The organism is Methylobacterium phyllosphaerae, assembly GCF_001936175.1.
In the GTDB taxonomy this organism is placed as follows: Bacteria; Pseudomonadota; Alphaproteobacteria; order Rhizobiales; family Beijerinckiaceae; genus Methylobacterium; species Methylobacterium fujisawaense.
Map to the genome: position 1 here is coordinate 3,294,485 of NZ_CP015367.1, position 15,777 is coordinate 3,310,261.

Consider the following 15,777-nt stretch of genomic DNA (forward strand, 5'->3'; position numbering starts at 1 on the left):
CGCTCCGTCAACGACGTTGCGCCGGTCACGGATGCAGGCTGCGGAGACGGGCGGCCCCGATGGGTGTAAGGGCGGCCCATGCTCGGAACGCTTGTCGCCTTCATGGTCGCGAACCCCGCGATGAGCCACGCCCTGACGGCCACCCTCGAGACTGCCGGCCTGGCGGCCGCGCTGATCCTGCTGCGCAGTCCCCGCCCCGAAGGCATCGCGGCGCTGGTGGTCTCGACCTATTACTATGGCCGCGAGGCCGGGCAGCGGGAACACGACCTCAAGCATGCCGGCTGGGATGCCGTGCAGGCGCATCTCGGCGCCGAGTTCCTGTACGGGTGGTCGCTGCCGAACCTGCAGCAATGGGTGGCGCCGACCTGCGCCGCCTGGGTGGTGGCGGGGGCGATCTACCTGATCCGGTCACGGATGGCGCGCGCGGCGCCCCTTCAGCCGCCGCGCCGCGGGCGCTTCTGACGAGCCGCCCGGCCATCCGTCGCGCGATCAGGCGCGGCGCCGGGCGCCGCGTTCAGGCGTGGGTGAACGGACCATCCGACGGCCCGATCTCGCTGCGGTCGCCGAGAAGCCGCCGGCCCGAGGCGATGATCTGGACCGTCTCGCGGCTGCCGCATTGCCGCCGTGCCAGGGCTTCCAGGTCGCGCAGGTAGTCGATCACCGGACCCCGCTGCCGGTCGCCCCGGCCGATCACCGGCTCGACCTTGGCGGTCACAAGCCCGGCCACCGTGTCCCAGAACTCCGCCGGTCGGATCGCGGCATCGCCAGTCGAAGGGTCGTGCATCGCTCGTCTCCTCCTGCCTCGCGGCGCTCGTTGTCGGACGTTTCCCCCGCCGGTGCATTGACCCATGTTGAAGGCAGCACCCCGATCCGTGCCGGCGCCGGGGGGCTCGCGGCATCGTCATCCGCGCCCGGGCGGATCCGGTGGGCCGCGTCCGGTGCGACGCCCATAACGGATCGTGCCGCCGCGCAATTGTTTCGCATGGACAACAGGGAGACCGTATCCCGCGGAGGATGTGCCAGCTTATGACCCCCCCGCCGCCGCGCCCGCGGCGCAGACCGGCTCGTCCGCCCCCGTGACGCTCCCGCGCCGGCACAGGCCCCCGCGCGCGTCGGCGCCGACAGTCGCGCCGGCGTGACATCTGCGAAGACCTCGCGCGAAGGCCCTCGCGAAGACCTTGGACGGAGACAACCGCATGCCGCAGATCACAGTCGGAGGGATCGGGTTCCGCTACCTCCTCGAGGGGCCGGAAGGCGCTCCCGCCGTCGCATTCTCGAACTCGCTGGGTGCGACCCTGGAGATGTGGGACGCGCTGGTGCCGGCCCTGACCGGGCGCTACCGCACCTTGCGCTACGACACGCGCGGCCACGGCGGCTCGGAAACCCGGGATCAGCCCATCACGGTGACGGATCTGGCCGGTGACCTCGCGGGGCTGCTCGACGCCCTCGGAATCGGCAGGGCCCATCTGGTGGGCCTCTCCCTCGGCGGCATGACCGTGCAGGCCCTCGCGAGCGCCGAGCCCGAACGCGCGCTCAGCGCCACCCTGATGGCGACGGCGGCCCACATGCCGAGCCCGCAGAGCTGGGAGGAGCGCGCCGCGACCGTTCGTGCCCAGGGACTGGCGGCCGTGGTCGAGGCGACGCTCGGGCGCTGGTTCACGCCCGGCTTCGCGCAGCGCGATCCTGCGGCGATCCAGGCGATCCAGGCGATCCGCGAACGCTTCGTCGCCTGCGATCCGGCGGGCTACGCGGTGTGCTGCGGAGCGATCGGGTGCATGGATCTCCGGCCGGCGCTCTCCGCGATCACCGCGCCGACCCTGGTGATCGCCGGGCGCGACGACCCTTCGACACCCCCGGCCATGGCCGAGGAAATCTGCGCCAGCATCGCCCAGGCCGAACTCCTCGTCCTGCCCCACGCCGCCCATCTGCTGGCCGTCGAGCGCGCCGAGGCCGTCGGAGGCTATCTGCGGGCCTTCCTCGACCGTGCGTCCCGGGACACCTAGGCGGCCCTCCGGGCCGCTCCGGTCGATGATGGCGGGCAGCGCCGCATCGACCGGTTGCCGCGGGGATCCCGTTTCAGTGACAGGATAGGCCGGCTTCCGCGGGCGACATCCCCCGCGCCAGCCGACGCCCGGTATGCAGCAGGGCCTGTCGGATGAGGGTCACGGTCGTCGGATCGCCGTCCTGAACCGCCAGACGATAGGCGACGATCAGCGTGTCGCCGATCTCGCCGAGCAGATCCGCGGCGCCCGCATCGGCGGCCTGCCCGTCCCCTTCGGCGCCCAGGGCGGGCGCATCCTCCGCCGATGGCCGTGCGGCGTCCCCGTGCGGCGCCTCCGCGATGGCGCACAGATCCGCGAGCCCGAACCTGTTCGCTCCGTCTTCCGGTGGGTCGTTGCGCATCGTCTTGGCCCCTCAACCATCGTGAGGTTGCACTCACAGGTTGAGAAGCGTCAACCGGCCTCCGGGCCGTCGATGAGCGGTCGAGCGTCGCAGCCCGGTTGCGCCGCGCGGCTATCGGGCAGGCCCGTCCGGAACCTGGCGGCAGGGCGGGGACAGGGGACGGGGGATAGAGGATTTTCGGGCCGCAGCCGAACCGGGTTGAGGATGGGGCTGCGAATTTACCCGCGGTTAACCACAACTTTTACGTGCAGGCTCGATCCTGCAGAGCCCCGCGCGAAGGTGAAGGCCCTGTCGAACGCAGAAGGGCTCCCGCGGCCATCTCCGCGGGAGCCCTTCTCATCGATGCTCCACTGGGAGCGACCGGCCCGTTTTACTTGATGAGGGCGATGAGAGCCTTGCCGGCCTTGGAGTTCAGCTCCTTGGCATCGAGCGTGCCGTCGTTGTCCGGATCGGCCATCTTGAAGCGCTCGCCGACCGCCGCGAGGTACTCCTTCTTGTCGAGGGTGCCGTCGCTGTCCGGATCGGCCCGCTTCACGCCGGCCTGGCTGAGGCGGCCCTTCAGCTCGCGGGCGTCGAGGGTCCCGTCGGCGTCCTTCTCGAGACGATCGAAGGTCGCGGAGGCCACCGCCTCCACTTCCTTCATGTCGACGGTGCCGTCGTTGTCGGTGTCGATCATCTTGACGGCGCTCGCTCCGCCCATCGGCTTCGCCAGCGCGGCCGGAGCAGAGAGGCCGCACACCGCGAGGGTCACTGCCGCGAAGCCACTGATGAAACGAAGGGTCATTGCCAGATGCTCCCGAAAAATTATGCCCGATCTTCCTAGTCGCCGACTCCTCATGCTGCAAGTGCGAAATTGCGCCCCGGGGGCAGATCGGTGCGGCTCAGAGGGCACGGACATAGAGAAAGGGGCCGGCTGCAGCCGACCCCTGAAGAGAGCGCATAGTCGCCGGACGGCGCGCGGCGGCGCGTTTCAGTATCCGTCGCCGGGCCGAATCATCGGACAGTTACCGAATCACGGCCGGCGGCCCGGGCGATCCGCGAGAGAGGCGCCGGCGAGACGGATCCCGAAATCCCTAACCGGCCGCGGGACCGCCGCCCGGGACAATGATCACCGCACGTCCGGTCAGGCGAGGGTCGCGAGATCCTGGAACCAGTGCTGCGCCTGGATGTAGTTCTTCACCCGCGGCGAAAGCGCGTGCGGATTGGTGTCGTGGACCACCCAGACCTGCACGGCATCGTCGACGACGATCTCGTGGATGCGCGCCAGCAGCCTGTTCTGCTCAGCCACATCGAGGCTCGCCTTGACCTTGTCGCAGAGGGCGTCGACCTCGGGATTGCGGTAATGGCTCCAGTTCACCCCGTTCGGGGCGATCTGCCGCGAATCGTAGAAGCGCAGGATCGCGTAGAACGGGTCCGAGGTGACGTAGGCGATGTTGCCGGCGCTCACGCCCTTGAGGCTCGGATCCGCGGCGCCCTGGCGCCACGCGGTGTAGGCCACCTCCAGCTCGACGGTCTTGAACTCCACCTGGATGCCGACCTCCGCCCAGCTCTGCTGGACGAACTCGTTGATCGGCAGCGACAGCATCTGCCCCGTCCCCCCGGTCGGGATCAGCACCGTGGCCTTCACGGGGTTCTTGACCGAGTAGCCGGCCTCCTCGACGAGTTTGCGGGCCTGATCCACGTCGGTCTTGATCTTGAAGCTCGGCTTGCCGAACCACGGGCTCGATTCCTGCACCTGCCCGACGGCCGGCTGGGCGAGACCGCCCATCAGTTCGACGACGCCCGCGCGGTCGATGGCGAGGTTGGCGGCCTTGCGCAGGCGCAGGTCGCGCCAGGGGGAGCCCTCCAGCATTGACAGGTGGTAGTTCCAGACATGGGGCGTCTCGTTGCCCACCACCCGCATGCCGGCGGCCTTCAGGCGCGGCACCGCGTCGGGCGCGGGCGATTCGATCAGGTCGACGCTGCCCGACAGGAGCGCGTTCACCCGGGCGAGATCCTCGGGCACGCAGGTGAGGGTCAGCTTCGCGAGCTTCGGGACCCGCTTCGGGTTCCAGTAGCCGACGTTCGGCAGCAATTCGAGGCGCACCCGCGGCACCAGCTGCCCCAGCCGGAACGGCCCGGTCCCCGAGGGGTCGAAGGCGAACTTCGCCCAGTCCTTCCCGACCTTCTCGTACTGCGCCGGCGATGAGATCAGGAACCAGAGCATCTGGTAGGGGAACAGGCTGTCGGGCGTCTTCGTGACGACCTGGACGGTCTTCGCGTCGAGCTTCCGGTAGCTCGCGACCCCGGGCAGGCGCGGCCGGACCTGGGCGGCCTGCCGCTGGTCGAAATGCGGCGCCTCCTTGTTCAGCACCTTGTCGAAGTTCCAGATCACCGCGTCGGCATCGAAGGTCGAGCCGTCGTGGAAGGCCACGCCCTCCCGCAGGTGGAAGGTCCAGACCTTGGGATCGGCCGGATCGGCCTCCCAGGCGGTGGCGAGCCCGGGCACCATCCGGCCCGGCCGGTCCGCGACGTCGAGTTCCCAGGCGACCAGGGGATCGTAGAGGGTCAGGCCGGTGAACTGGTAGCCGCCGGCCCCCCGGTCGGGCTGACCGGTGGTGAGCGGCAGGTCGGTCATCGAGATGCCGTAGGTCAGGGTGCCGGGGGCCGCGCCCTGCGCGCCGGCCCGGCCCGCCGCCCCGAGCGCGGCGAGGGCGACGCCCCCGGCCATCAGGGATCGGCGTGTCGGCTTGATCGGGTCCATCGTGTCTCTCGGCTGAAGGCGCGGGCGTCGCAGGGCGCGGCACCCGCCTTCAGGCGCGCGGCGGCGCTGTCCGGACCGTGCCCCCATGCGGCACACCGAATGATGCATGCATCATGCCCGACGGGCCGGTCCCCGGGTCCGCTCCGGTCAGACCTCCCAGACCTGGCCGGGTCTGAGGGCGAGGAACCGCCCGGGCGCGATGCCGGCCCCGCCGAGGGCGGCCGTCAGCGCCTCCGCGGGCCGCTCGACGCCCTCGTCGGTGAGTTGGAACGTGCCCCAGTGGTGGCCGAGGGCCTGCTCAGCGCCGAGCAGCGCGAAGGCCCTCACCGCCTCGGCCGGATCGACGTGCTGGGCATGCATGAACCAGCGCGGCTCGTAGGCCCCGATCGGCAGCGTCGCGAGGCGGGGCGGCCCGAAGCGGGCCCGGATGTCGGAAAAGAGCGATCCGTCGCCGAAGCCGGTATCGCCGACGTGGTAATGCACGCCGCGGGGCGAGGTGATCACGAAGGCGCACCACAGCGCCATCCGCCGGTCGTTCACGCCCCGGGCCGACCAGTGGTTGGCGGGCACGAGATGGACCTGCAGGCCGTCGCCGAGATCGACCGACTGCCCCCAGTCGCGGGTCTCGACATGCATCGTGTCGTCGTAGCCGCGCAGGATCGTGTCGTTGCCCAGCGGCGCCACGATCAGCGGCTGGTGCGCCTGCCAGATCCGGGCGAGGCTCGGCCCATCGAGATGGTCGTAGTGATTGTGGGTGACCAGCACCGCATCGATGGGCGGCAGGTCGGCGAAGGCGATGCCCGGCGGGTTGACGCGCTTCGGCCCGGCGAATCGAACCGGGCTCGCACGCTTGGCGAAGACCGGATCGATCAGGATGTTCCGGCCGGCGACCTGCACGAGGTAGCTCGCATGGCCGATCAGCACGACCCGCAGGCCCGCCACGCGCTCGGGCGGCCGGTCGGCGGGATAGGGGCTGGGAAAACTCTTCGGCCAGGGCTCGCGCTGCCGCTTGGCCTGCCAGCGCAGCACGTCGGACAGCGCCTTGTCGGTGGCCTGCTCCGGCAGGAAGAACCGCAAACCGTCGAAATGGTCGGAGGTCGGGCCGCGGTAATAGGGGTTCCGGCCGCGCCGGTGCGCGGCATAGCCGACACCGCCGAGCGTCATGACCGTGGCCGCACTCGCGACCGTGAGCAGGCTGCGCCGTTTCATGGATCCGAGATGGCCGGATCCGGGGGCCGGTCAAGCGCCCGGGTGGCGCGACGGGGAGCCTCAGGCGCCTGCGGGACGCCGCCGGCTCACTCCACCATCTCGGCGGCGAGCGACAGGCGCGCCCGGTAGACGATCTTGCCAACGCCGTCGCGGACACAGGCGACATAGTCCTGACGCTCGACATCCGGCAGCATGTCGCGGGCGATCGCCGACATGATGCGGGTCACCTTGGCGCGGGCGGCGGGGAGGTCCGGCAGGTCGAAGCCGACCTCGTCATGGATCGGCTGCGAGCCGTCGTGCAGGTCGATGAAGAAGCGGGGCATCGGCTCGAAGCGTCTCAAAGAGAAGTCGTTCGCCGAGAAGATTGGTCTTGCTATGGTTAATGATGCCTTAAATTTCAGGTTTTGAGACCGCTCGGTCGCTCGGCCGACGCCGCCGCTGCGACGGCCGGAGGGCGCGCATCGGGCAGTCCGGCGAAGGGCCCGTCCGGTGGATTGCGCCCGTCCTGGGCCTCAGACCGACGAGCTTTTTTCGGGATGAAGGGCTGACTGGAGATCCGCCGCCGCAGCGCCGATGGGCAGCGCGTTGGCCCGGGTTGGGCCCGTTCCGAGGGCCGGCTCGGCGCACGAGAGAACCGCGAGAGAGATTCGCGGAAAACTAACGGAGCTGCGTCCGGCGCGGACGTCCCGGCCCGGACGAGCGAGGGCACGGGCTGCCTCGACTGGGCGACGACCGTTCGACAGGCCGCGCCCGACCCTTCAGCCGGGATCGTCGGCGGGCTTCTCGCCCGGGGGCGCGAACAGATCCTCCGGCGCCGCCACGGTGACGCGGCGCTGCGCCATGTCGAGCACCGGCACGAAAGCCTTGGTGAAGGGCAGGAGCGCCGTGGCGCCGCCGTTCGGAGGGCGCAGCTCCAGAAGATCGCCGCCACCGTAGTTCGGCACGGCCACGATCGTCCCGACGAGTGTCCCGGCCTCGTCCACCGCCGTGGCGCCGATCAGGTCGGCCGTATAGACCTCGTCGTCGTCCTCGGGGGCCGTCAGGCGGTCGCGGGGGATGAACAGGGCGACGCGGTTGAGCGCCTCGGCGGCGCTGCGGCCGGAGACGCCCTTCACCCGGGCGATCAGCATGTCGGGTGATGAACCGGGGGCGAGACGCACGTCGGCGAGCGTCAACGACCGTCCGTCCGCGGTCAGAAGGGCGCCGTAGCCGGCGATCGCCCGCGGATCGCCGGTGTAGGATTTGAGCCTCACCTCGCCGTTGAGGCCGTGCGCCCGCCCGAATTCGCCCAGCAGGACGAGGTTCGGATCGGGCGGCACGGGGAGCGGTGCCGGCTTGGGGGCCGGCGCCTTGGGCGAGGTCGCCGCATCGGGGGCGATCTTGCCGATCGCCGAGCTCGTGCGGCCGCGGCGGCCGCCGTCGCGGGGCGTGGAACCTGCGGGGCGGCGCGCCATGATCGGGCGCCTTACGCGGCGGCGTCCTCGGCGGGCGCCGCGGCCTTCTCGGCGCGCTTGGCGGCACGCTCCTTGGCCTTCTCGCCCGGCTCGGCCTTCTGCGGGTTGTTGCGGGTCGGGCGCTTGGCGAGACCGGCCTGGTCGAGGAAGCGCAGGACGCGGTCGGTCGGCTGCGCGCCCTTGGCGAGCCAGCTCTGGATCTTCTCGTTGTCGAGCACGATGCGGGCCGGATCGTCCTTGGCCTTCATCGGGTCGTAGGCGCCGACCTTGTCGATGAAGCGGCCGTCGCGGGGGGCGCGGGCGTCGGCGACGACGATGCGGTAGTACGGGCGCTTCTTGGCGCCACCGCGGGTGAGACGGATCTTGAGGGCCATGGTCTGACTACTTTCGCTGTTGCTCGATCTGGGACTCGTGGTCCGCCTTGATCGACTGGTGGTGCCGAATGACTTCCTTGACCACGAAGGCCAGAAATTTCTCGGCGAAGTCGGGGTCGAGCTTGGCCTCGACCGCGAGCTTGCGGAGCCGGGCGACCTGACGGGCCTCCCGGTCCGGATCGGAAGGGGGGATCCCCTTTCGGGCCTTGAGCTCGCCGACCCGCTGCGTGCAGCGGAAGCGCTCGGCGAGGAGATGGATCAGCGCCGCATCGAAATTGTCGATGCTCTCCCGCAGGCGCGCGAGTTCGGGATCGACGGCTTGAGCGGAGAGGATGCTCATTTCTTCTTCCCCGGCATGAACCCACCGAGACCCGGCAGCTTCGGACCGCCCAGGCCCGGAAGTCCGGGAAGCTTGGGCATTCCGCCCCCGCCCAGGCCCGGCGGCATCGGCGGCAGCTTGCCGCCGAACTGCTTCTCAAGCTGCGCGATCTGCTCCGGCGTCGGCTCCGGCATGCCGGGGGGCAAGCCGGGCATGCCGCCGCCCATCCCACCGCCGCCGAGGCCGAACATCGAGCCGAGCGCCTGCCCGATCCCGCGCTTGCCCTGGCCCATCGCCTTCATCATGTCGGCCATGGTCCGGTGCATCTTGAGCAGCTTGTTGATCTCGGAGACGTCGACCCCCGAGCCCGCCGCGATGCGCTTCTTGCGGCTGTTCTTGAGGAGGTCGGGGTTCTTCCGCTCCTGCGGGGTCATCGACGAGATGATCGCCCGCTGGCGCTTGAACATCTTCTCGTCGAGGTTGGCGCCCTCGACCTGCTTCTTGATCGCGCCCATGCCGGGCAGCATGCCCATCAGGCCACCGATGCCGCCCATCTTCTCCATCTGGGCGAGCTGCATGGACAGGTCCTCAAGATCGAACTTGCCCTTGCGCATCTTCTCCGCGGTGCGGAGCGCCTGCTCGTGGTCGATGGTCTCGGCCGCCTTCTCGACCAGCGAGACGATGTCGCCCATGCCGAGGATGCGGTTGGCGACGCGGGCCGGATGGAACTCCTCCAGGGCGTCGACCTTCTCGCCGACGCCGACGAGCTTGATCGGCTTGCCGGTGACCGCGCGCATCGAGAGCGCCGCGCCGCCGCGGGAATCGCCGTCCATGCGGGTCAGCACGATGCCGGTGACGCCGAGCCGCTCGTCGAAGGCGCGGGCGGTGTTGACCGCGTCCTGGCCGGTGAGCGCGTCGGCGACCAGCAGCACCTCGTGCGGCCGGGTCGCGGCCTTCACCTCGGCGGCCTCGGCCATGAGGCCCTCGTCCACCGTGGTGCGGCCGGCGGTGTCGAGCATCACCACGTCGAAGCCGCCGAGGCGGGCGGCGTCCATGGCGCGCTTGGCGATCTGCACCGCCGACTGGCCGGCGATGATCGGCAGGGATTCGACGCCGACCTGCTTGGCCAGCACCGCGAGCTGCTCCATGGCGGCCGGGCGGCGCGTGTCGAGGGAGGCGAGCAGCACCTTGCGCTTCTCGCGGTCGGAGAGGCGGCGGGCGATCTTGGCGGTGGTGGTGGTCTTGCCCGAGCCCTGCAGGCCGACCATCAGGATCGGCACCGGCGCGGGGGCGTTGAGGTCCACGGTCTCGGCATCGGTGCCGAGCATCGCCACGAGCTCGTCGTTGACGATCTTCACGACCATCTGGCCGGGCGTCACCGACTTCAGCACGACGGCGCCGACGGCCTTCTCCTTCACCCGGTCGGTGAAGCCGCGGACCACCTCCAGGGCGACGTCGGCCTCCAGCAGGGCGCGCCGCACCTCGCGCATGGCGGCGGTGACGTCGGCCTCGGTGAGCGCGCCGCGGCGCGTCAGCCCCGAGAGGATGCCGGAGAGGCGGTCGGACAGGCCTTCGAACATGATCCTAGAGCCCCGCCGTCACTGTTCGAGCCCGGCGCGCTCGACGCGGCGGGCCTGCAGGGCCGCCTCGAAGCCGCGCACCGCGCTCGCGAACTTGTCCCGGCACTCCGGGTTGCAGAAGCCGACCACGGCCCCGTTGTAGAGGGTCAGCGAATCCGCCGAGATCGGCTTGCCCGACCACGGGCAGGTCTCGTTGATCGCGTCCTCGATGTTCAACGCTTCTTGATCGCGCGTCATGGGATGCCTCGGCCGGCGGATCCCGTCGCCGCGAATCGGCCAACACCCATCGCGCCCGAGGGCGCGGACGCGCTGTCGGGCGTTGACCTCCGGTCTCATGGGACCGGTCGGCTTGGCATCGGTCGATCTGCAACGGATCGGGAGGGCGGGGCGTAGCGGTACACGGCCGGAAAGTCAATTTTCCGGCCCCGCCGCCGGCGGCGGCGTGCCGGAATGGGCGGCCGATCGAAGTGCGGCTTTACCGAACGTTAAGCATGTTCGGATTGTCTTCGTGCCATATTCGCTCAGGACGCCCTCCGATGTCGGAACCCGCCCGCTCCCTCTCGCCGACCGAGTCCGGCAGCTTCCCCGCCACCGGCCCGCTCCGCGACTGGCTGGCGGCGATGAAGGCCCACGCGCCGACGGAGACGCACGGCGACGCGCGGCCGGCCGAGGCCCAGCCGGAACCGAAGCGGGTCCGCGGCGGCGAGGCGGCGTGGTCGCCCCGGGTCGTGCCGGCCCCCGAGGCGCCGCGGGCGGCGACCGAGGATCCCGACATCGCCGAGCTGATGGCCGAGAACCTGATGCTCAAGGCCAAGCTCCGCGTGGAAGCCGGGCGCCAGGACGAGTTGCAGGCGATCCTGGCCGAGGAGATCCGGACCCTGCGCGAGCACATCCGCGACGAGATCGGCTCGCTGGAGGATCTGCGGGCCGAGCAGGAAGAGATCCGCATCGAGCGCGAGGAGTTCCGCGGGGAGCGGGAACGCTTCCGGATCGAGCGCGAGGAGATGCGCGCCGAGCGCGACCGGGCGCTTGCGGACCGCGACGTCCTGCGGTCCGAGCGGCTGACCCTGGTCGGCGAGCGCGATGCCTTGCGCGAGGAGCGCGACTTGTGGCGTGCCCGGACCGAGGCGCTGGCCCAGCCGCTGTTCCAGTCCCAGCGGCGCTGACGCGGCATCCGAACCCCGAAACGACGAAGGGCCACCCGCGAGGGTGGCCCTTACATTGCCGAACCGTGCTGTCCGGCGGAACTGTCCCGAGATCGGGTCTCTGACGCGTCTTAGAGCGACGCGCCGGAGGCGACGGTCCAGGTCCGATGAGCCGAGACACACGGCTGATGACAATGAGACACTGGATCACCTCCTTTCGTTGGTTGCGGGTGACGCGAAGGTAAGTGGCCGCGCCCGGCTTGTGAAGCCCCGCGCCTGCGCCCGTTTGTCCTCTCCCGGCCCGCGCTTCCCCGCATCTCCGGCGGGGCGTATGACGGGTGCCCCGAGGTCAGCCCGTACCGCCTTGAACGCGCCCTTCGCCAATCCGCAACGTCCCGCCGACGAGTCCGCGCTCGATCCCGACGCGATGCGCCAGCCTCTGGGCAATGCGTGGTACTGCGTCGGGCAGGCCCGGAGCCTCGGCACGGCAGGCAGCCGGACGGGCCTGCGGGCCGTGGAACTCAACGGCGAGCAGATCGTGCTGGGCCGCGCCCCCGACGGCATGCCCTTCGCGCTGCGCGACCGCTGCCCCCATCGCGGCATGGCCCTGTCGAAGGGCCGCTTCGACGGCGATACCCTGATGTGCCCGTTCCACGGCTGGCGCTTCGGCACAGACGGGCGCTGCCGCGACGTCCCGACCCTGTCGGAGCACGACGCGGCCGACTTCTCCCGCATCCAGGTGCAGCGCTTCCCCATCCGCGAGAGCGCCGGCTTCCTCTGGGTCAACCCGCATATCGGTCCCGCCACCGGGGCTGTGCCGGAGGTGCCCACACTGGATTTCGCGCCGGCCGGCTCCCTCGTGGTCGAACTCGTGGTCGAGGCCTCCTTCGACCTCACCACCCTGAGCCTCGTCGATCCCGGGCACGTCGCCTTCGTCCACGATTCGTGGTGGTTCCGGCCCTCGAAGCAGCTCCGCGAGAAGGTGAAGACCTTCCAGCCGGTGCCCCACGGCTTCGTGATGACGAGCCACGCCACCACGACGAGCTCGCCGGTCTACCGCCTGCTCGGCGGCGTCCCCGAGGTGGAGATCGAGTTCCGCCTGCCCGGCGTGCGGCTGGAGCGCATCCGCGCGGGTGAGAAGCGGGTGGCGAACTACACCTTCGCGACGCCGCTGACGCCGGACCGGACGCTGCTCACCAACGCCCTCTACTGGAGCATGCCGGCTCTGAACCTGCTCAAGCCGGTGGCGCGCCCGCTGATGCGGCAGTTCCTCACCCAGGACCAGCAGGTGCTTCAGCACGCGCAGGACGGGCTCGACCGCAAGCCCACCATGGTCCTGTTCGGCCAGGGCGACCTGCCCTCGCAATGGTATTTCCGGCTGAAGCGCGAGGCCCTGGAATCGGCCCGCGACGGGCGCCCGTTCGTCAATCCGCTGGAGCGCCGCGAGCTGCGCTGGCGCTCCTGAGGCGCGTCTACCGCGCCGTCGCGTCGTCCCGGCAGGGACGGATCGCCTCCGGCTTCGGGCGTGCCTCCGGCGCGGGCGCCGCGAAGACCGCCAGATAGGCCCCGTCGGTCAGCGGCTGGAAGCCGGTCTCCCGGTAGCCGGCGGCGGCGAGTTCGCAGCGCAGGAGCGCCGGCGGGGTGCCGTGCCGCGAGGGGATCGCGTCGGCATCCACGATCCCGACGCGCCCGCCCGGGCGCATCCCCGCAGCGAGATTGTGGAGCAGGCCGAAGGGCTGGGTGATCTCGTGGTACATGTGCACGAGGATCGCCGCATCCACCGAGGCCGGCGGCAGGCGCGGATCATGGGGCTCGCCCCGCACCACCGTGACGTTTTTCAGCGCCTTCACCCGCGTCTCCAGGGCCGACAGGTAGGCGGGCGTCACGTCCTCGGCGAGCACGCGGCCCGCCGGCCCGACCCGGGGGCTCAGCCGCACCACGTAGTAGCCGCTGCCGGCGCCGATATCCGCCACGGTCTCGCCGGCGGCGATGCCCATCCCCTTGGCGACCTGCTCGAACTCGCCGGCTTTGTCCCGCTCGGCCTCCGAGGACCAGCGCGGCGCGACGATCTCGGCCACCGGCCGGTCGGGCCTGGGAAAGGCGCCCGCGGGCGCACCCGGGGGGCCCAGCGGCTCGGCGGCGAGGGCCGGGCCGGCCAGGGCGACGGAGAGGACAGCGAGGGCACGGATCATGGCCGACAACCCGCGGGGGGCCCCGACGGTGCCGGGTCCGTTGACCGTGCCGCACCCGTCACGCCATCAAGCGCCATGACACGCGCGGACACGCCCTGGCGGGCCACGATCCTCACCCTCTATCCGGAGATGTTCCCGGGCCCGCTGGGCGTCTCCCTGTCGGGCGATGCCCTGGCGCGGGGCGACTGGACCCTGGAGGCCCGCAACATCCGCGCGCACGGCCTCGGCCGCCACCGCTCCGTGGACGACACGCCAGCCGGCGGCGGCGCCGGGATGGTGCTGCGCTGCGACGTGCTCGGCGCCGCCATCGACGCCGCGACCGGGGCGGAGGATCCGCGCCCGCGCCTGCTGATGTCGCCGCGGGGCCGGCCGCTCACCCAGGCCCGCGTCCGCGACCTCGCGGCGGGACCGGGCGCACTGATCGTCTGCGGCCGCTTCGAGGGCGTCGACGAGCGCGTGATCGCCGGACGCGGCCTGGAGGAAGTCTCGATTGGCGACTACGTCCTGTCCGGCGGCGAGATCGCCGCCCTGGTGGTGCTCGACGCCTGCGTACGGCTCCTGCCGGGCGTGATGGGCAAGATGGAATCCGGCGTCGAGGAGAGCTTCGAGGGCGGCCTTCTGGAATATCCGCACTACACGCGGCCCCGCGCGTGGGAGGGACGCGCGATCCCGGACGTCCTCTCCGGCGGCAACCATGCGGCCATCGCCCGCTGGCGGCGGGCGGAAGCCGAGCGAATCACCGCAGAGCGGCGCCCGGACCTGCGCGCCGGGGGCGACCCCGGTCAGGCCGGCTCGAGGTCGATCACCGGGCCGTCGCGGTCGTAATCCAAGGGATCGAGCTGCAGCGGCTGCGGCTCGAGCCGCGGCGTCCGGCTCGCCAGCACGACGCGGGGTATTAAGGCCCCAATAACCAAGAGAAGAACTGACCAAATCGCCAATATCGCGGCGCTGTGGAAAGACATCGGCGCACCTCAAACGCAACGCGGCACCGCATTAAGGCTAACGGGCCTGGATTAATCGACTGTTCCCCGCGTCTCGACGCATTGTCCCGGGCAGGGGCACCGACGCGAAGACTGCTGACGGAACAAGCGCTTGCAAGCCGGCGGGTTTCGGCGCATGCGCGAGCCGGGACACGTCTCCCCGCGGAGGAGCGTCCCTCTGCAAGGATGGATCCGTCATGACCAGCCGCCCCACGCAGCGCCCGCGCGTGCCTCATTTCTCCTCCGGCCCCTGCGCCAAGCGGCCCGGCTGGTCCCCGGCCGCCCTGGCCGACGCCGCGCTGGGCCGGTCGCACCGCTCGCCCCTCGGCAAGGCCAAGCTCGCCCGGGCCATCGACCTGACGCGGTCCGTCCTGCAGGTGCCCGCCGGGTACCGGATCGGCATCGTGCCGGCTTCCGACACCGGCGCCGTCGAGATGGCGATGTGGACGATGCTCGGGCCGAAGCCCGTCGAGGTCGCCGCCTGGGAGGCGTTCGGCAAGGAATGGGTCACCGACGCGCTGAAGCAGCTCAAGATCGCGCCCCGCATCCACCAGACGCCCTACGGGATCCTGCCGGACCTCGCGGCGATCGACACCCAGCGGAGCGACGTGGTCTTCACCTGGAACGGCACCGCGGCCGGGGTGAAGGTGCCGGACGGCGACTGGATCGCGGCGGACCGCGAGGGCCTGACGATCTGCGACGCGACCTCGGCGGCCTTCGCCCAACCCCTGCCCTGGGACAAGCTCGATGTCGTGACCTTCTCCTGGCAGAAGGTGATGGGCGGCGAGGCGGCGCACGGCATGCTGATCCTCTCGCCCCGCGCCGTGACGCGGCTGGAGAGCCACACGCCGTCCTGGCCGCTGCCGAAGATCTTCCGCCTCACCAAGGACGGCAAGCTGATCGAGGGCATCTTCAAGGGCGACACGATCAACACGCCCTCGATGCTGGCGGTGGAGGACTACCTCGACACCCTGGACTGGGCCGAGCGGATCGGCGGACTGCCGGCGCTGCACGCGCGGGCCGACGCCAACGCCCGGGCGATCTACGACTGGGTCGCCCGGACGCCCTGGATCGCGCCGCTGGCCGTCGATCCCGCCACCTACTCCAACACCGGCGTCTGCCTCGTGATCGCCGATCCGGACGTGCTCGCCCGGGGCGATGCGGCGGTCTCGGCCTTCGCGGCGGGGATCGTGGAGCGCCTCGACCGCGAGGGAGTCGCCCTCGACATCGGCGCCTATCGCGACGCCCCGGCGGGCCTGCGGATCTGGTGCGGCGCCACCGTGGAGACCGCCGATCTGGAGGCGCTGACGCCCTGGCTCGACTGGGCCTTCGCGGAGGAGAAGGCGGCGCTGACGCGGGCGGCGTAAAAGCGTCGGGG

At 71.0% G+C, this 15,777-nt stretch carries 18 protein-coding genes; 6 read left to right on the forward strand and 12 right to left on the reverse strand.

Annotation, left to right across the window (positions count from 1 at the left end):
• The first annotated feature begins 78 nt into the window (after positions 1 to 78).
• Positions 79 to 462 (forward strand): hypothetical protein, encoded by a 384-nt coding sequence (locus MCBMB27_RS14930; RefSeq protein ID WP_043345682.1) that lies wholly within the window; start codon positions 79 to 81, stop codon positions 460 to 462.
• Positions 463 to 514: 52 nt separating this feature from the next.
• Here MCBMB27_RS14930 and MCBMB27_RS14935 read toward each other — a convergent pair whose 3' ends face one another.
• Positions 515 to 784, reverse strand: coding sequence for a hypothetical protein (locus tag MCBMB27_RS14935; RefSeq protein ID WP_043381144.1), 270 nt, complete (start codon positions 782 to 784; stop codon positions 515 to 517).
• A 412-nt stretch (positions 785 to 1,196) separates the two neighbouring features.
• On the opposite strand from MCBMB27_RS14935, the gene pcaD reads away from it, so the two are divergent.
• A complete protein-coding gene (pcaD, locus tag MCBMB27_RS14940) occupies positions 1,197 to 2,003 on the forward strand; it encodes a 3-oxoadipate enol-lactonase (RefSeq protein WP_075380773.1) in 807 nt (268 codons plus the stop codon).
• Positions 2,004 to 2,076: 73 nt separating this feature from the next.
• Here pcaD and MCBMB27_RS14945 read toward each other — a convergent pair whose 3' ends face one another.
• The 10 genes from MCBMB27_RS14945 to MCBMB27_RS14990 all read right to left on the reverse strand — a co-directional run bounded on the left by MCBMB27_RS14945 (position 2,077) and on the right by MCBMB27_RS14990 (position 10,319).
• Positions 2,077 to 2,403, reverse strand: a complete 327-nt coding sequence (locus MCBMB27_RS14945; protein ID WP_043381150.1) for a hypothetical protein — start codon at positions 2,401 to 2,403, stop codon at positions 2,077 to 2,079.
• A gap of 370 nt (positions 2,404 to 2,773) precedes the next feature.
• The gene (locus tag MCBMB27_RS14950; protein ID WP_043349950.1) at positions 2,774 to 3,187 is read right to left on the reverse strand and encodes an EF-hand domain-containing protein; all 414 of its coding nucleotides are present in this window, start codon (positions 3,185 to 3,187) and stop codon (positions 2,774 to 2,776) included.
• Positions 3,188 to 3,526: 339 nt separating this feature from the next.
• A complete protein-coding gene (locus MCBMB27_RS14955) occupies positions 3,527 to 5,146 on the reverse strand; it encodes an ABC transporter substrate-binding protein (RefSeq protein WP_075380774.1) in 1,620 nt (539 codons plus the stop codon).
• 147 nt (positions 5,147 to 5,293) lie between these two features.
• Positions 5,294 to 6,355: an MBL fold metallo-hydrolase gene (locus tag MCBMB27_RS14960; RefSeq protein WP_075380775.1), complete on the reverse strand. Its 1,062-nt coding sequence runs from the start codon at positions 6,353 to 6,355 to the stop codon at positions 5,294 to 5,296.
• Between the two features lie 86 nt (positions 6,356 to 6,441).
• On the reverse strand, positions 6,442 to 6,678 hold the full coding sequence (locus tag MCBMB27_RS14965; protein ID WP_043349956.1) for a DUF6894 family protein: 237 nt from the start codon (positions 6,676 to 6,678) through the stop codon (positions 6,442 to 6,444).
• A 435-nt stretch (positions 6,679 to 7,113) separates the two neighbouring features.
• Positions 7,114 to 7,809: a ribosome maturation factor RimM gene (gene rimM, locus MCBMB27_RS14970; protein ID WP_043349959.1), complete on the reverse strand. Its 696-nt coding sequence runs from the start codon at positions 7,807 to 7,809 to the stop codon at positions 7,114 to 7,116.
• Between the two features lie 11 nt (positions 7,810 to 7,820).
• Positions 7,821 to 8,183, reverse strand: a complete 363-nt coding sequence (gene rpsP, locus MCBMB27_RS14975; protein ID WP_020092607.1) for a 30S ribosomal protein S16 — start codon at positions 8,181 to 8,183, stop codon at positions 7,821 to 7,823.
• A gap of 7 nt (positions 8,184 to 8,190) precedes the next feature.
• Positions 8,191 to 8,523 (reverse strand): chorismate mutase, encoded by a 333-nt coding sequence (locus MCBMB27_RS14980; protein ID WP_043349961.1) that lies wholly within the window; start codon positions 8,521 to 8,523, stop codon positions 8,191 to 8,193.
• Positions 8,520 to 10,082, reverse strand: a complete 1,563-nt coding sequence (gene ffh / locus MCBMB27_RS14985; protein ID WP_043349964.1) for a signal recognition particle protein — start codon at positions 10,080 to 10,082, stop codon at positions 8,520 to 8,522. Before ffh ends, MCBMB27_RS14980 begins: the two co-directional genes overlap by 4 nt.
• Positions 10,083 to 10,100: 18 nt before the next feature.
• Positions 10,101 to 10,319 (reverse strand): glutathione S-transferase, encoded by a 219-nt coding sequence (locus tag MCBMB27_RS14990; protein ID WP_043381159.1) that lies wholly within the window; start codon positions 10,317 to 10,319, stop codon positions 10,101 to 10,103.
• Positions 10,320 to 10,618: 299 nt separating this feature from the next.
• On the opposite strand from MCBMB27_RS14990, the gene MCBMB27_RS14995 reads away from it, so the two are divergent.
• Positions 10,619 to 11,248 carry an ATPase gene (locus MCBMB27_RS14995; protein ID WP_075380776.1) on the forward strand — a complete coding sequence of 210 codons (630 nt, stop codon included), beginning with the start codon at positions 10,619 to 10,621 and terminating at the stop codon, positions 11,246 to 11,248.
• 406 nt (positions 11,249 to 11,654) lie between these two features.
• Entirely contained in the window at positions 11,655 to 12,692 is a 1,038-nt protein-coding gene (locus MCBMB27_RS15000) for an aromatic ring-hydroxylating oxygenase subunit alpha (protein ID WP_075381983.1), read from the forward strand.
• Between the two features lie 7 nt (positions 12,693 to 12,699).
• On the opposite strand, the gene MCBMB27_RS15005 is transcribed toward MCBMB27_RS15000, so the two are convergent.
• On the reverse strand, positions 12,700 to 13,419 hold the full coding sequence (locus MCBMB27_RS15005) for a class I SAM-dependent methyltransferase (RefSeq protein ID WP_075380777.1): 720 nt from the start codon (positions 13,417 to 13,419) through the stop codon (positions 12,700 to 12,702).
• A 75-nt stretch (positions 13,420 to 13,494) separates the two neighbouring features.
• Between MCBMB27_RS15005 and trmD the strand changes: the two genes are divergently transcribed.
• Positions 13,495 to 14,244, forward strand: coding sequence for a tRNA (guanosine(37)-N1)-methyltransferase TrmD (gene trmD, locus MCBMB27_RS15010; RefSeq protein ID WP_043381166.1), 750 nt, complete (start codon positions 13,495 to 13,497; stop codon positions 14,242 to 14,244).
• A gap of 352 nt (positions 14,245 to 14,596) precedes the next feature.
• The gene (locus MCBMB27_RS15020; RefSeq protein WP_053609039.1) at positions 14,597 to 15,766 is read left to right on the forward strand and encodes a phosphoserine transaminase; all 1,170 of its coding nucleotides are present in this window, start codon (positions 14,597 to 14,599) and stop codon (positions 15,764 to 15,766) included.
• Positions 15,767 to 15,777: the final 11 nt, after the last annotated feature.

What these genes read in the sequence shown, in the direction of transcription:
- MCBMB27_RS14930 (WP_043345682.1), top strand. Translation starts at nt 79, where the DNA reads ATGCTCGGAACGCTTGTCGCCTTCATGGTCGCGAACCCCGCGATGAGC.
- MCBMB27_RS14935 (WP_043381144.1), bottom strand. Translation starts at nt 784, where the DNA reads ATGCACGACCCTTCGACTGGCGATGCCGCGATCCGACCGGCGGAGTTC.
- pcaD (WP_075380773.1), top strand. Translation starts at nt 1,197, where the DNA reads ATGCCGCAGATCACAGTCGGAGGGATCGGGTTCCGCTACCTCCTCGAG.
- MCBMB27_RS14945 (WP_043381150.1), bottom strand. Translation starts at nt 2,403, where the DNA reads ATGCGCAACGACCCACCGGAAGACGGAGCGAACAGGTTCGGGCTCGCG.
- MCBMB27_RS14950 (WP_043349950.1), bottom strand. Translation starts at nt 3,187, where the DNA reads ATGACCCTTCGTTTCATCAGTGGCTTCGCGGCAGTGACCCTCGCGGTG.
- MCBMB27_RS14955 (WP_075380774.1), bottom strand. Translation starts at nt 5,146, where the DNA reads ATGGACCCGATCAAGCCGACACGCCGATCCCTGATGGCCGGGGGCGTC.
- MCBMB27_RS14960 (WP_075380775.1), bottom strand. Translation starts at nt 6,355, where the DNA reads ATGAAACGGCGCAGCCTGCTCACGGTCGCGAGTGCGGCCACGGTCATG.
- MCBMB27_RS14965 (WP_043349956.1), bottom strand. Translation starts at nt 6,678, where the DNA reads ATGCCCCGCTTCTTCATCGACCTGCACGACGGCTCGCAGCCGATCCAT.
- rimM (WP_043349959.1), bottom strand. Translation starts at nt 7,809, where the DNA reads ATGGCGCGCCGCCCCGCAGGTTCCACGCCCCGCGACGGCGGCCGCCGC.
- rpsP (WP_020092607.1), bottom strand. Translation starts at nt 8,183, where the DNA reads ATGGCCCTCAAGATCCGTCTCACCCGCGGTGGCGCCAAGAAGCGCCCG.
- MCBMB27_RS14980 (WP_043349961.1), bottom strand. Translation starts at nt 8,523, where the DNA reads ATGAGCATCCTCTCCGCTCAAGCCGTCGATCCCGAACTCGCGCGCCTG.
- ffh (WP_043349964.1), bottom strand. Translation starts at nt 10,082, where the DNA reads ATGTTCGAAGGCCTGTCCGACCGCCTCTCCGGCATCCTCTCGGGGCTG.
- MCBMB27_RS14990 (WP_043381159.1), bottom strand. Translation starts at nt 10,319, where the DNA reads ATGACGCGCGATCAAGAAGCGTTGAACATCGAGGACGCGATCAACGAG.
- MCBMB27_RS14995 (WP_075380776.1), top strand. Translation starts at nt 10,619, where the DNA reads ATGTCGGAACCCGCCCGCTCCCTCTCGCCGACCGAGTCCGGCAGCTTC.
- MCBMB27_RS15000 (WP_075381983.1), top strand. Translation starts at nt 11,655, where the DNA reads ATGCGCCAGCCTCTGGGCAATGCGTGGTACTGCGTCGGGCAGGCCCGG.
- MCBMB27_RS15005 (WP_075380777.1), bottom strand. Translation starts at nt 13,419, where the DNA reads ATGATCCGTGCCCTCGCTGTCCTCTCCGTCGCCCTGGCCGGCCCGGCC.
- trmD (WP_043381166.1), top strand. Translation starts at nt 13,495, where the DNA reads ATGACACGCGCGGACACGCCCTGGCGGGCCACGATCCTCACCCTCTAT.
- MCBMB27_RS15020 (WP_053609039.1), top strand. Translation starts at nt 14,597, where the DNA reads ATGACCAGCCGCCCCACGCAGCGCCCGCGCGTGCCTCATTTCTCCTCC.